The following is a 13,788-nucleotide window of genomic DNA, read 5'->3' as shown; positions in this document are numbered from 1 at the left end:
CGGGCCACCCGCTGACTACCGTGGGTGAGGTGAACGCGGTCGGGAGGTGAGGCGGGATGACCGCACCCACCCACGGCGCGGTGGTGGTCGGCGTCGGCCAGTCGGACGAGGACCTCGAGGTGGTCCGGGCCGCCGTCGGCGAGGCGGCCGCACACGGCCGCCCGCTGCACCTGCTGCACGCCTTCAACTGGGCGGCGGCCTTCGAGGCGCCCACCGTCGGCGCATCACGCGACGCCGCCGAGGAGCTGCTGCAACGGGCCGGGCAGGTGGCCTCCGCCGCCGAGCCGGCCGTGCCGGTCAGCGGCGAGATCGTCGAGGGCTCCCCGGTCGAGGCGCTGATCCGGGCCTCCGACTCGGCGTTCCTGGTGGCGCTCGGCGACGGTGGGATGTCCGACTGCCCGACCTGCGTGCCGGCCGACGCACCCGCCGTGCAGCTCGCCGCCCGGGCCGGCTGCCCGGTGCTGGTCGGCCGGTCGACGCCGCCGCCGCAGGGGCCGCTGCTGGTCGGGTTCGACGGGTCGGAGAGTGGCCGGGTCGCGCTCGGCTACGCCTTCGACTGCGCCCGACGACGGTCCGCCCGGCTGCTCGCCGTCCGGGTCGTCGAGCACCAGCACCCCGAGGACGACCACCTGCTGGATGAGGCGGTGGCCCGGTACGGGCCACGGCACCCCACGGTGGCCACCGAGTGCCACACCATCCGCGGTGACCCGGCCACCGTCCTGCTGGAACAGTCCCGCTCGGCGCAGGTGGCCCTGGTCGGGCCGCGCGGCGACGAGTCGTGGCGGGGCATGCTCGGCGAGGTCAGCCAGACCCTGCTCTACCACTCGCCCGCCCCGGTGATCGTCGTCCGGGGCATCGACCCGGAACGCGGGGAGGGGTCGTGACGCCCGTGGATCCCGGGACCAACGGCCCTGATCAATTCCGGCCGCAGCGACGAGGCTGGATCTGCCGGGGTGGGAGATCCGCCGCCCCGGGTGGCAGAAGACCCCGAGCCGCGAGAGGCTAACGCAGCATGGACACCGCTCTCGACCTGCACAGCCCACTGACCGAAGACGAGCTGCGCCGGCTTGACGCCTACTGGCGGGCGGCCAACTACCTCACCGTGGGGCAGATCTACCTGCTCGACAACCCGCTGCTCCGCGAGCCGCTCAAGTCCGAGCACGTCAAGCCGCGCCTGCTGGGGCACTGGGGCACCAGCCCCGGCCTCAACCTCATCTACGCGCACCTCAACCGGGTCATCGTCGACCGGGACCTGTCCGCCATCTTCGTCACCGGGCCGGGCCACGGCGGCCCCGCCCTGGTGGCCAACACCTGGTTGGAGGGCACCTACAGCGAGCTCTACCACCACATCCCCCGGGACGAGACCGGCATGCAGCGGCTGTTCCGCCAGTTCTCCTTCCCCGGTGGCATCCCCAGCCACGTGGCGCCGGAGGTGCCGGGTTCGATCCACGAGGGCGGCGAGCTCGGGTACGCGCTCAGCCACGCGTACGGGGCCGCGTTCGATCACCCCGACCTGCTGGTGGCCTGCGTGATCGGGGACGGCGAGGCGGAGACCGGCCCGTTGGCGGGCAGCTGGCTGTCCAATGTCTTCCTCAACCCGGCCCGGGACGGGGCGGTGCTGCCCATCCTGCACCTCAACGGCTACAAGATCGCCAACCCCACCGTGCTCGACCGGATCCCCAGCGAGGACCTGCTCGACCTGATGCGCGGCTACGGCTACCAGCCGTACGTGGTCGAGGGCGACGACCCGACCCGGGTGCACCAACTGCTGGCCGCGACCCTGGACCGCGCGGTCGAGGAGATCGCCGAAATCCAGCGCCGGGCCCGCTCCGGCGGCCAGGTCGAGCGTCCCCGCTGGCCCATGATCGTGCTGCGTACGCCGAAGGGCTGGACCGGGCCGAAGGACGTCGACGGCAAGCACGTCGAGGGCACCTTCCGCGCCCACCAGGTGCCCATCGCCGAGGTACGCGACAACCCGGCGCACCTGGCCGAGCTGGAGCGCTGGCTGCGCAGCTACCGGCCGGAGGAGCTCTTCGACGCCACCGGCGCCCCGGTCGCCGAGCTGGCCTCGCTGCCCCCAAGGGGCGACCGGCGGATGAGCGCCAACCCCGTGGCCAACGGCGGCCGGCTGCTGCGCGACCTGGACCTGCCCGACTTCCGCGACTACGCGATCGAGGTCAAGCAGCCGGGCGAGCCGATGGCCGGGGCGACCGGCGCGCTCGGCCCCTGGGTGCGGGACGTGATCGCCCGCAACCCGGAGACCTTCCGCCTCTTCGGGCCGGACGAGGTCGCCTCGAACCGGCTCGGCGCCGCCTTCGAGGTCACCGACCGGGCCTTCGTCGGCAGCCAGGTCCCCGGCGACGACCACCTCTCGCCGGACGGCCGGGTGATGGAGGTGCTCTCGGAGCACCTGTGCCAGGGCTGGCTGGAGGGCTACCTGCTGACCGGCCGGCACGGCATCTTCACCAGCTACGAGGCGTTCATCCACATCGTCGACTCGATGGTCAACCAGCACGCCAAGTGGTTGAAGGTGACCCGGCACATCCCCTGGCGGGAGCCGGTGGCCTCACTGAACTACCTGCTCTCCAGCCACGTCTGGCGGCAGGACCACAACGGCTTCTCGCACCAGGACCCCGGCTTCATCGACCACGTGGTCAACAAGAAGGCCGAGGTGGTGCGGGTCTACCTGCCGCCGGACGGCAACACCCTGCTCTCCACCATGGACCACTGCCTGCGCAGCCGCCACTACATCAACGTGGTGGTGGCCGGCAAGCAGCCGGCGCCGAACTGGCTGACCATGGACGAGGCGATCCAGCACTGCCGGCGCGGCCTGGGCATCTGGGACTGGGCCAGCTCCGACGACGGCAGCGAGCCGGACGTGGTGCTCGCCTGCGCCGGTGACGTGCCGACGCTGGAGACGCTGGCCGCCGCCGACCTGCTCCGCCAGCACCTGCCGGAGCTGCGGGTGCGGGTGGTCAACGTGGTTGACCTGATGCGGCTGCAGCCGCCGTCGGAGCACCCGCACGGCCTGCCGGACAACGAGTTCGACACCATCTTCACCCGCGACAAGCCGGTCATCTTCGCCTACCACGGTTACCCGTGGCTGATCCACCGGCTCACCTACCGGCGGACCAACCACGACAACCTGCACGTGCGCGGCTACAAGGAGGAGGGCACCACCACCACGCCGTTCGACATGGTCATGCTGAACGACCTGGACCGCTTCCACCTGGTCATCGACGTCATCGACCGGGTGCCGGGGCTCGCCGCCCGCGCCGCCCACCTCCGCCAGGAGATGGTCGACGCCCGCCAGGCCTGCCGCGACTACACCCGCCGGTACGGCGAGGACGATCCCCGGGTCGCCGAGTGGCGGTGGATCCGGGAGACCGAGCAGGGCCTGCGGGGCCAGTCATGAGTTCCGAGGAGATCCTGGTCGGCTACGACGGCTCGGCGGACGCGTCGGTCGCCCTGGACTGGGCCATGGACGAGGCGGGCCGCTCGGGCCGGCCGGTCCGGTTGGCGTACGTCTTCGAGTGGTTGACCGTGGCCGGCTGGATCGGTCCCGGGGTCGCGCCCGGCATCTGGCCGGACGAGACCGCGCGCCGGCAGGTGGAGGACCTGGTCCGCAAGGCGGCGGCGGACGCCGCCGCCGAGCGGCCCGGCCTCACCGTGCACGGGGAGGTCTTCGACGGGCCGCCCGCCCTGGTGCTCCAGGAACGCTCCGCCGAGGCTGGCATGCTCGTGCTCGGCAGCCGGGGGCACGGCGGCTTCGGCGGCCTGCTCGCCGGCTCCACCGCCGTCTCCGTCACCGCCCACGCGCACTGCCCGGTCGTGGTGGTACGGGACGGGCAGGCCGCCACCTCCGGCCCGGTGGTGGTCGGCGTGGACGGCTCGGAGACCTCGCTGCGGGCGCTCGGTTTCGCCGTCGAGCGGGCCGCGCAGCGGGACGTACCGCTGCGGGTGCTGCGGGTCTGGGAGCCGCCCGGTGAGCGGTGGGTGCCGCCGGGCTTCGATCCGGAGGAGGTCACCGCCACCGAACGGGCGGCCGCCGAGGCGGACCTCGCCCAGTGGCGGGAGACCTTCCCCGAGGTCCCGGTGGAGATCCGGGTGACCCCGGGCAACCCGGCCGCGCTGCTGGTGGAGGCGAGCCAGGAGGCCCAGCTCGTGGTGGTCGGCACCCGGGGCCGGGGCGGGTTGCGGGGCATGCTGCTCGGGTCGGTCAGCCAGCAGCTCATCCACCACGCACACTGCCCCGTCGCGGTGGTCCGGGAACGCTGAGCCTGCGCGGACCGGTCGGCGCCCACCCGGGTGGCCGACCGGTCCACGGCGGGCCAATCCGCAGCTGCCCCGCCCCAGCGCTCCTCCCCGGACCGCGCCCCTCGCCCCCGCACGCCCTCGCGGACCCTGCCCCTTGCGCCCTCGCCCCTCGCGCCCTCGCCCCTCGCGCCCTCGCCCACCGCGGACCCTGCCCCGCGCCCCTCGCGCCCCTCGGCCCTTCGCGTCTCTCGCGGACCCGTGCCCCTTCCCGCTCGCCCCTTTGCGGACTTCGCCCCTCGCGCCCTCGGCCCTTCGCGGACCGGCTCCGCAGTTCCCTGCCACCCCCGGCGCTCCCGCCGCCTGCGGCGCTCCCACCCCCGGCGCTTCGCCCGTGACGCTCCGTTACCCCAGCGGGAAGGCCCTGTCCTTTGTTCAGACATGTCGCTGAGACATGAATATGTCGCAGCGACATGTCACTGAGAACCGGGTGGCGGGGTCGTCACGACACGCGACCGCCGAGCGAGCGGGCCACCGAGCGAGCGGGCCACCGAGCGAGCGGGCCACCGAGCGAGCGGGCCACCGAGCGAGCGACCCGCCGAGCGGGCGACCCGCCGAGCGGGCGCCAGACCGGCGCGAAGGTCACTGGCCCGACGCGGCCGGCCCCTCCTCCGGGTTGAGCGAGAAGTAGTCCTCCTCCTCCTGCGCCAGGTGCAGGCGCAGCACGGCGTCCAGGCCGTACAGGGCGGCGAGCAGGTCCGGGACCTCGTCGCGGCGCAGCCGGCCGTCCGGGTGCTGGGCCAGATGGCCGCCGATCCGGTCCACCAGCCGGCTGATCTCCACGTGCGCCCGGCTCATCGTCGATGTGGCCTCGGCACTGCCCAACGGGCCGGCCAGGGCCGGGTAGAGCTGCTTCTCCTCGGCCGCCTCGTGCGGCAGCACGTCGTCGACCAGCCGCCGGTGCACGTCCCGCAGCGCCGGTACGCACTCCGCCGCCTCCGGGCTCAGCGCCACCAGGTCGGCCGTGTCCCGCAGCCGGTCCAGCACGTCGCGCACCCCGCCGTGCTCGCCCGCGTACCGGTCGAGCAGGGCCCGGGTCTCCGGCGGGAGATCGCGGCGGCGCAGCCCGCCGCCGAGGGCCCGCAGCGCGTTGAGGATCACCAGCACGTCGATGCCCTCCTGGAGGAACGCGCCGGCCACCGGGGGCAGCCCGCCGGCGGCGGCCACCACCATCGCGACCACCGCGAGGCCCATCCCGACGGTGGCGCTCTGCACCGCGATGCGGCGGGCGTATCGGGCGATCTCGACGGCGTCGGCGAGCCGGTCCAGCCGGTCCACGGTGAGCACCGCGTCGGCCACGTCGGCCGAGGCCGTTGCTCCGGTCGCCCCCATCGCCACCCCGACGTGCGCCTCGGCCAGCGCCGGGGCGTCGTTCACCCCGTCGCCGACCATCACGGTGACCGCGCGGCCCGACTCCTCCTTGACCCGGTCGACCTTCTCCCCGGGCGAGCACTGCGCCCAGACGTCGTCCACGCCGACGGTCTGCGCCACCTGCCGGGCGGTCCGCGGCCGGTCGCCGGTGACCATCACCAGGCGGCTCAGCCCGGCCTCGCGCAGCCGCCGCACGGTGCGCCGGGCGTCGGGGCGTACCGGGTCCTCGAGCAGGATCGCGCCGAGCGGGGCCCGGTCGTCGCTGACCCAGACGGTGGAGCGGCCCGCCAGCTCGGCGCGCTCGCGGACCCGGTGGGCCCACTCGGGCGGCTCGCCGGACAGCTGGCCGACCCGGACCAGCCGGCCGCCCACCCGGCCGGTCACCCCGCGCCCCGGCTCCTCCGTGACGTCGGTCGGCTCGGCCAGCGGCAGTCCCTGCTCGCGCGCCTGCCGGACCAGCGCCGCGGCCAGCACGTGCGGGGAGAGCTGTTCGACGGAGGCGGCCAGCCGCAGCACCTCGTCCCGGTCGCCACCGGGCGCGACCACCGTCTCCGCGGCGCGCGGGCGGCCGGCGGTGAGCGTGCCGGTCTTGTCCATCAGCAGGGTGCGGGCCCGGCCCAGCAGCTCCAGCGAACCACCGTCGCGGACCAGCACGCCGCGCCGGGCCACCCGGGACAGGCCGGAGACGATGGCGATCGGGGTGGCCAGCAACAGCGGGCAGGGGGTGGCCACCACCAGCACCGCCACCGCCCGGATGAACTGGCCGGTGAGCAGCCAGGCGGCGCCGGCCAGCAGCAGGGTGAAGGGCACGAAGCCGGCCGCGTACCGGTCGGCCAGCCGGACCATCGGGGCCTTGCGGGCGGTGGCCTCCTCGGCCAGCCGGACGATCCCGGCGTACGTGCTCTCCGCCGCGTTCTTGCGGGCCCGCAGCCCGAACCCCGCGCCGGCGTTCACCACACCGCTGGCCACCTGCTCCCCCGCGGCCCGGGTGACCAGCTGCGACTCGCCGGTGACCACCGACTCGTCCAGCGTCGCGGCCTCCTCGACGGTGCCGTCCACCGGCACCACGTCGCCCGGACCGACCACCAGCCGGTCCCCCACCGCGATCCGGTCCAGCGGCACCACCTCGATCCCCCCGCCGGGGGTCCGGCGCCGGGCCTGCCGGGGCGCGCGTTCCAGCAGCGCCCGCAGGTCCCGGGTGGCCCGGCGCTGCGCGTAGTTCTCCAACGCCTGCCCGGTGGCCACCATCACCGCGATCACGGCACCGGCCAGGTACTCCCGGACCAGGAGCGCGCCGACCAGGGCGAGCACGGCGATCACGTCCACGCCGAACTGGCGGTGCCAGAGCTGCCGCAACGTGGTCCAGACCGCCGGCACCAGGGCGACCAGGGTCACCGCCGCCCAGATCAGCTGAGCCACCCCGCGCAGCCCGACGAACCACAGCCCGGCGCCGGCCAGCACGGCCAGCGTGAGCAGGGTCAGCGGCGCCCACTTCAACCAGTCCGCCCGGCGCCGCTGCACCGGGTGCTCGGGCACGCACTCGCGCGGTTCCGCTCCCACGTGCGGATCGTCTCAGTGGCCCCGTGTCGCAGGTAGGGCAAACCCGGGTATTCCCGGGGGTCGAACGGCCCTGACGCGCGGGACGGACGGGGCGTGCGGGCCGTCCGGGGATGCCCGAGGATGGAGCGGCAAGCCCGCCCGGTCGGCCCCGGTCTGGGGCACGATGGGGAAAACAGGAAAGGTCGTGACGATGAGCCACGAGACGCCGGCTACGGACCGCCCGCTGACCACCGCCCTGGCGGAGGCAGCCGGGATGGCCGGCCACGCCCCTTCGGTGCACAACACCCAGCCGTGGCACTGGACGGTGCTGCACGAGGGACTGGAGCTGCGGGTGGTCCGGGAGCGTCACCTCAGCGCCATGGACCCGGAGGGCCGGCTGCTGGTCGTCAGCTGCGGCACCGCGCTGCACCACGCCCGGGTGGCGCTGGCCGCCGAGGGCTGGACACCGGTGGTGGAGCGGCTGCCCGACCCCGACCAGCCGGACCTGCTGGCCCGCCTGACCGGGCTCAAGCACACCGGCGCGGACCCGGACGCGATGCACATGGTGCAGTGCATGCAGGTCCGCCGTACCGACCGCCGGCCGGTCAGCGATGAGCCGATCCCCACCGCCGCGCTCGGCGAGATCGACCGTGCGGCCACCCGCGAGGGGGTCAACCTCCAAGTGCTGGACGACACCCAGAAGATCCAACTGGCCAGCGCGGCCCAGCAGGCGGCGGCGGTCGAGGCCGATGAGCCGCAACTGCAGGAGGAGCTGGCGTACTGGACCAGCCGGGCCGGCACCGGCACCGGGCTGCCGCCGGAGGTGCTGCCCCAGGAGGCGCCGCGGACCACTGTCCCGGCGCGGGACTTCGGCCGGCACGGCACCCTGCCGGTGGGTCCCGGGCACGACCGGGCCGCCGTGTACGGCATCCTCTGGGGCACCGAGGACGAACCGGACAGCTGGCTGCGGGCCGGCGAGGCCCTCTCCGCCGCCTGGCTCACCGCCACCCGCCTCGGGGTGTCCCTGGTCCCGCTCAGCGGCGTGGTGGAGGTCGAGGCCACCCGCCACGCGCTCCGGCACATGCTGTCCGACCTCGGCTACCCGTACATCTCGATGCGGCTGGGGCTGGCGGACCCGACGCACGCCGGGCCGCCGCACACCCCGCGGCTGGACACCGCGCAGGTCGTCGACACCTCGGCGGTGCGCGACTACCTCCCGTAACCGGACTCGTCCGGTCCGGCCACCGGGCGGTAAGATCGCCCGGTGGCCAGCGCACCGAACCCCCGGAACGAGCACGTCACCCCGTCACTGGGGCTGACCCCGCTGTCCCGGGTCCGGCTCGACGAACTGCTCCAGGAGATGCTCGACCGGGTCGGTGAGGTGGTCACCAGCCGGGAGCGGCTCCGGGCCCTGCTCGACGCCGTGGTGGGCATCGGCTCCGACCTCGACCTGCGCAGCACCCTGCAGCGGATCGTGGAGTCCGCGTGCGAACTGGTCGGCGCGAAGTACGGCGCGCTCGGGGTGATCGGCCCCGACCGGCTCCTGCACGACTTCATCATCCACGGCATCGGCGCGGAACTGCACGCCAAGATCGGCGATCTGCCGCACGGTCGCGGCGTGCTCGGCCTGCTCATCGACGACCCGCGGCCGCTGCGCATGCCGGACATCACCCAGCACCCCAAGTCGTACGGCTTCCCGAAGCACCACCCGCCGATGCACAGCTTCCTCGGCGTGCCGGTCCGCATCCGCGACCACGTCTTCGGCAACCTCTACCTGGCCGAGAAGCAGGGGGCGGCCGAGTTCACCGAGGACGACGAGGAGATCGTGGTCGCGCTCGCCGCGGCGGCCGGCGTGGCGATCGAGAACGCCCGCCTCTACGCGCTGGCCCACCGGCGGGAACGCTGGCTGGCCGCCACCGCCGAGATCACCTCGGTGCTGCTCGGCGAGGTGCGCCGCACCGACGCGCTGAGCCTGGTGGCCCGGCGGGCCCGCGAGGTCGCCGAGGCGGAGCTGGCCCTGGTTCTGCTCTACGACGAGGACGAGGGCCAGTTCACCGTCGAGGTGGTCGACGGCGCCGACGAGGCCGCCCGGGAACTGGTCGGCGCCGTGCTGCCGGCCAACGAGACCACCTTCGCCGGCTCGGTCACCGAACGCCGCCACGAGATGGTGGAGAACATCGCGGAGGCCGCGCCCTGGCCCCGCCCGGTGATCGCCGGGCCGGCGGTGGTCTCCCCGCTGGCCGCGGCGGACGTCCTGCACGGCGTCCTGGTGATCGCGCACGGCCCCGACCACGGTCCGGCGGCCGAGGACGACGTGGCGCTGCTGGGGAGCTTCGCCGGCCAGGCCGCGCTCGCCATGGAGCGGGCCCGCGGCCAGGAGGAGCGGGAGCTGCTGGTGGTCCTGGAGGACCGCGAACGGATCGCCCGCGACCTGCACGACGTGGTGATCCAGCGGCTGTTCGCCACCGGCCTGCAGTTGCAGAGCGGGGCGATGAGCGCCCGCCCCGAGGCGGCCAAGCGGATCAACCAGGCCGTCGACGACCTCGACGCCACCATCCGGGACATCCGCCGCACCATCTTCGAGCTGCGCACCCCGATGAGCGCCGCACTGCGTACCGAGATCCGTGACGCGATCGAGGTGGCCGCCGAGTCGCTGGGCTACCGCCCCGGCCTGGAGCTGATCGGCCCGATCGACAGCGCCGTCCCGGACACGCTCCGCCCCGAACTCACCGCCGTGCTCCGCGAGGCGCTCTCCAACGCCGTACGCCACTCCGGGGCCGACCGGGTGTCGGTGCAGGTGAAGGTCGACGACGGCTGGGTGACGGTCACGGTCACCGACGACGGGGTGGGCTGCGACCCGGAGGCGGCCCGCAGCGGCCTGGTCAACCTGCGCGAGCGCGCCGAGCGCCTCGGCGGGGACTTCCAGCTCAGCCGGATGGTCCCGCACGGCACCGAGCTGCGCTGGAGCGTCCCGCTGCGCGACTGACCGGGCGGCGCGGCCCGCCGCCTCAGTGGCTCTTGCCGAGCAGCCGGGTGGCGAGCACCGCCGCCTGGGTACGCCGCTCCAGCCCCAGCTTCGCCAGCACGCTGGAGACGTAGTTCTTCACGGTCTTCTCGGCCAGGAACATCTTGCCGGCGATCTCCCGGTTGGTGAGCCCCTCGGCCACGTACTCCAGGATCCGCCGCTCCTGCTCGGTGAGGCTCTTCAGCTCGCGCGGCTGCTCCACCCCGCTGCGGATGCGCTCCAGCACCCGGGTGGTGATGGCCGGGTCGAGCAGCGACTGCCCGGCCGCGACCCGGCGGACCGCGTCCACCAGGTCGGTGCCGCGGATCTGCTTGAGCACGTAGCCGGCGGCGCCGGCCATGATCGCCGCGAAGAGCGCCTCGTCATCCTCGTACGAGGTGAGGATCAGGCCCTTGATCGAGGAGTCCACGGCACGGATGTCCCGGCACACGTCGATGCCGTTGCCGTCGGGCAGCCGGGCGTCGAGGATCGCCACGTCGGGGCGGAGCGCGGGGATGCGCCGGGCCGCCTCCTGGGCGGAGCCGGACTCACCGACCACCTCGATGTCGCCGCTGCTGGTGAGCAGGTCGGCAAGGCCACGACGGACGACCTCGTGGTCGTCGAGCAGGAACACCCGGATCATCCGTCCTTTCTACCCTCTGTCGGCGGTCTCGTGCACGGGTCGAAGGTCCCTACCGGGACGCGCCGCGGGCGGGCAGACGGACCCGAGCAGGAGGGGACCTCCGGCCCTGCGCGGAAAGCCCCTGGTCGACGCACCGTGGGAGTACACCAACCGGGGGCGGCACGGCCCGCACGGAAGGAGCAGCATCATGACCACCGGCTTCACCGTCGAGCAGCTCAGGGCCGCCCTCGTCGACGCCGTCCGGGCGCCGTCCCTGCACAACACCCAGCCGTGGCGGTTCCGGCTGCGCGACGGCGGGATCGAACTCTCCGTCGACCCGCTGCGCCGGCTGCCGGCCACCGACCCCAGCGGCTGGGGCGCCCGGATCGCCTGCGGGGCGGCGCTGTTCAACCTGCGGCTGGCGCTCGCCGTCGCGGGCACCCCGGCCAGCGTCCGGCTCCGCCCGTACCCGGCCGACCCGGACGTGGTGGCCCGGCTGGTCCCGGACGTCCCGCGCCGTCCCACCCCGACCGAGCAGAGCCTGTACGCGGCCATCGGCCGCCGGTTCAGCAACCGCGCCCCGTTCTGGCCCGACCCGGTGCCCGCCGACGCCCGCTGGCGGCTGGGCGAGGCCGCCCGGGCCGAGCAGTGCTGGCTGGAGCTGCTGATCGGGACCAGCGCGGTGAACGCGTTCGCGGAGGTCGCCCGCAGCGCCCACCGGGTGCTGGAACGCGACCCCGCGTACGTGGCCGAACGGGCCGCCTGGATCCGCTCCGAGCCCTCGCCCGACGGGGTGCCGACGGCGGCCGGCGGCCCGCAGAGCGAACCGCAGGACCTGCTGCCCCAGCGCGGCTTCGGCGGACGCAACCGGGCTCCCGGCCGGGACTTCGAGCCGGAGCCCCTGGTCGCGGTCCTCGGCTCGGCGGGAAACACCGCGATCGACCAGGTCATGGCCGGCCAGGCCCTGCAGCGGGTGCTGCTCACCGCGACCGACGCCGGCCTGGCCGCCTCGATGATCTCCCAGCCGATCGAGGTGCCGGCGGCCCGGGAGGCGCTGCGGCTGTCGCTGGGCCGGTTCGGCACGCCACAGATGGTCATGCGGATCGGGTACGGCCAGCCGGGCGTCGCCACCCCGCGCCGGTCGGTGGACGAGGTGCTGGACATACCAGTCGGTACCCGGCCAGCGGCCGGGCGATGACCGGGCCGGGCGGTGGACGCCGGCGCCCCAAGCCCCGGGTGCTCGACCGTGACGCCGACCCGCCGGACCAGCTCCGTCTTCGCTGTCCGCTGTCGCTGTGGGGCCTGCCCGGTCAACTCCCGGTCACAGTGCCCGCCAGCAGTGCCGCCTCCCGCTCCGGGGCCAGTCCCACCGCCGCCCGAGCGGGTCGCCCGGCGCGCGGTGGCACCCCACCGACCGCCCGCAGCCAGCGCCAGGTGTCGTCGACCGTCTCGGCGACCGGCCGGCAGACCAGCCCCGCCGCGTACGCCCGCTCGACGCCCCGCTCCTGCAACCAGCGGTACGGGTGCCCCGGCGGGACCCAGATCGGCAGGTCGTTCCAGGGCTCCACCCCGGCGGCCAGGATCGGCTCCGGGTCCGTCCAGCGCAGCGTGGCGGCCGACCCGGTCGCCGCCACCGCCGCGTCGAGCAGCTCACCCATCGTCGCGTGCCCGGTCCGACCGATCGCGTTGTACGCCCCACCGACGCCCTCGCTGCCCCGGTCCAACAGCCAGATCGCCAGGTCACGGACGTCGATGTACTGCACCGGCAGGTCCCGCGGCCCGGGGGCGAGCACCTCGCCCCCGCGGGCGACCCGGTGCAGCCACCAGGGCAGCCGACCGATGTCCTCCCCGGGCCCGAGGATCAGCCCGGCCCGGACCAGCAACGCACGGTCACCGTAGACCTCCACCGCGGCCCGTTCCCCGCCGGACTTGTTGCGCGGGTAGTCCCCGTCGCCCGCGTCCGCCTCGGCATCGACGGTCGCGGCGTCCTCGCCCACCCGGTCCGGCACCGGCTCGGCGTACACCGACCCGCTGGACACATAGACGTAGTGCGGAACCGCGTCGACGAGGGCCCGCGCCGCGTCCCGCACCGCCCGGGGCGCCCCGTCCCAGGTGTCCACCACCAGGTCCCACCGGCCACCGGCGAGCGCCGCCAACCCGTCCGGCGCCGTCCGGTCCCCGCGCAACCGGTGGACGCCGGCCGGCACCTCGCCGTGCAATCCCCGGTTGAACACCGTCACCGACCAGCCGCGGCGCAGCGCCTCCCGCACCGTGGCCCCACCGACGAATCCTGTCCCGCCCAGCATCAGCAACCTCATGCGTCCCACCCTGCCCGCCCCCGGGCCGGTCGCCGCCCCCTGTTCACCCGCAGCGGATCTGCCGTGGGCAGAAGCGGATCAGATACCGCCACGTCGGCGATATCGCGTCGGATCACGCCGGCGGCCGGCCCCGCGGTCCGGTCGGGCAGGTAGTTGTGGGTGCTTGTCCGATCGTGGTCGGGAGGGCTGTTTGGTTGGCGGTGGGCTGGGTTGGCCCGGTCGGTGCCGCTGGCTGCCCCGGTCGTGGTGGGCTGGCTGCGCGATCGCGGTGTGGCTGGGCTGGGCGGTCGCGGCTGTGGCCGGGTCACGGTATGGCTGAGGTGTCCCGGTCACGAGGTCGAGATGGGCGGTCCGGTTTCAGGATGGCCTGTTCGGTTTGTGCGTGTGGGCCGGACCGCGTGTGACCGGGGACATCGTGGGGGCGGAATGGTGGTGGGGTCGGGGGCGTTGAACACCGGTGTACGGCCGAGGAAGACCACCGCCCCGCCCAGCGGGATGACGCAGTCCCGCCCGGCAGATGACCGGGAATGATGGTGGCCCGCCGGTCGTTACACATGGTCCCGGCGCCGCGAAGCGGCCCAGCCCGGACAGGGCCGAGCCCCGCGAAAGCCCCGCGAGAG

The 13,788-nt window shown here is 74.5% G+C and carries 9 protein-coding genes; 6 read left to right on the top strand and 3 right to left on the bottom strand.

Features of this window, described 5'->3' with window-relative positions:
• Positions 1-56 precede the first annotated feature (56 nt).
• From EFE23_RS02915 to EFE23_RS02905, 3 genes are all read left to right on the top strand, one after another.
• On the top strand, positions 57-884 hold the full coding sequence (locus EFE23_RS02915; RefSeq protein ID WP_123239318.1) for a universal stress protein: 828 nt from the start codon (positions 57-59) through the stop codon (positions 882-884).
• 128 nt (positions 885-1,012) lie between these two features.
• Positions 1,013-3,415 carry a phosphoketolase family protein gene (locus EFE23_RS02910; RefSeq protein ID WP_123239317.1) on the top strand — a complete coding sequence of 801 codons (2,403 nt, stop codon included), beginning with the start codon at positions 1,013-1,015 and terminating at the stop codon, positions 3,413-3,415.
• Positions 3,412-4,278, top strand: a complete 867-nt coding sequence (locus EFE23_RS02905; protein ID WP_123239316.1) for a universal stress protein — start codon at positions 3,412-3,414, stop codon at positions 4,276-4,278. The genes EFE23_RS02910 and EFE23_RS02905 overlap by 4 nt, the downstream gene beginning before the upstream one ends.
• A 618-nt stretch (positions 4,279-4,896) precedes the next feature.
• On the opposite strand, the gene EFE23_RS02900 is transcribed toward EFE23_RS02905, so the two are convergent.
• Complete coding sequence (locus tag EFE23_RS02900; RefSeq protein ID WP_123239315.1) at positions 4,897-7,245, bottom strand: heavy metal translocating P-type ATPase; 2,349 nt, start codon at positions 7,243-7,245, stop codon at positions 4,897-4,899.
• A 190-nt stretch (positions 7,246-7,435) separates the two neighbouring features.
• On the opposite strand from EFE23_RS02900, the gene EFE23_RS02895 reads away from it, so the two are divergent.
• Both EFE23_RS02895 and EFE23_RS02890 read left to right on the top strand, forming a co-directional pair.
• A complete protein-coding gene (locus tag EFE23_RS02895; RefSeq protein WP_123239314.1) occupies positions 7,436-8,446 on the top strand; it encodes an Acg family FMN-binding oxidoreductase in 1,011 nt (336 codons plus the stop codon).
• 93 nt (positions 8,447-8,539) lie between these two features.
• Complete coding sequence (locus EFE23_RS02890) at positions 8,540-10,210, top strand: sensor histidine kinase (RefSeq protein ID WP_199736898.1); 1,671 nt, start codon at positions 8,540-8,542, stop codon at positions 10,208-10,210.
• 22 nt (positions 10,211-10,232) lie between these two features.
• Here the strand turns inward: EFE23_RS02890 and EFE23_RS02885 are convergent, their stop codons facing one another.
• Complete coding sequence (locus EFE23_RS02885; RefSeq protein WP_046565573.1) at positions 10,233-10,871, bottom strand: response regulator; 639 nt, start codon at positions 10,869-10,871, stop codon at positions 10,233-10,235.
• A 187-nt stretch (positions 10,872-11,058) separates the two neighbouring features.
• On the opposite strand from EFE23_RS02885, the gene EFE23_RS02880 reads away from it, so the two are divergent.
• Positions 11,059-12,048 carry an Acg family FMN-binding oxidoreductase gene (locus EFE23_RS02880; RefSeq protein ID WP_123239312.1) on the top strand — a complete coding sequence of 330 codons (990 nt, stop codon included), beginning with the start codon at positions 11,059-11,061 and terminating at the stop codon, positions 12,046-12,048.
• Positions 12,049-12,160: 112 nt separating this feature from the next.
• Here the strand turns inward: EFE23_RS02880 and EFE23_RS02875 are convergent, their stop codons facing one another.
• Positions 12,161-13,168, bottom strand: coding sequence for an NAD-dependent epimerase/dehydratase family protein (locus EFE23_RS02875; RefSeq protein WP_123239311.1), 1,008 nt, complete (start codon positions 13,166-13,168; stop codon positions 12,161-12,163).
• Positions 13,169-13,788 lie beyond the last annotated feature (620 nt).

It is taken from the genome of Micromonospora solifontis, assembly GCF_003725545.1.
Taxonomy (GTDB): Bacteria; Actinomycetota; Actinomycetes; order Mycobacteriales; family Micromonosporaceae; genus Micromonospora; species Micromonospora solifontis.
The sequence above is the reverse complement of the archived record's forward strand: the minus strand, read 5'-3'. Positions and strand labels throughout refer to the sequence as shown.

Excerpts from the sequence above, each read along its gene's own strand:
- EFE23_RS02915 (WP_123239318.1), top strand. The coding sequence starts at position 57 with ATGACCGCACCCACCCACGGCGCGGTGGTGGTCGGCGTCGGCCAGTCG.
- EFE23_RS02885 (WP_046565573.1), bottom strand. The coding sequence starts at position 10,871 with ATGATCCGGGTGTTCCTGCTCGACGACCACGAGGTCGTCCGTCGTGGC.
- EFE23_RS02910 (WP_123239317.1), top strand. The coding sequence starts at position 1,013 with ATGGACACCGCTCTCGACCTGCACAGCCCACTGACCGAAGACGAGCTG.
- EFE23_RS02905 (WP_123239316.1), top strand. The coding sequence starts at position 3,412 with ATGAGTTCCGAGGAGATCCTGGTCGGCTACGACGGCTCGGCGGACGCG.
- EFE23_RS02880 (WP_123239312.1), top strand. The coding sequence starts at position 11,059 with ATGACCACCGGCTTCACCGTCGAGCAGCTCAGGGCCGCCCTCGTCGAC.
- EFE23_RS02875 (WP_123239311.1), bottom strand. The coding sequence starts at position 13,168 with ATGAGGTTGCTGATGCTGGGCGGGACAGGATTCGTCGGTGGGGCCACG.
- EFE23_RS02895 (WP_123239314.1), top strand. The coding sequence starts at position 7,436 with ATGAGCCACGAGACGCCGGCTACGGACCGCCCGCTGACCACCGCCCTG.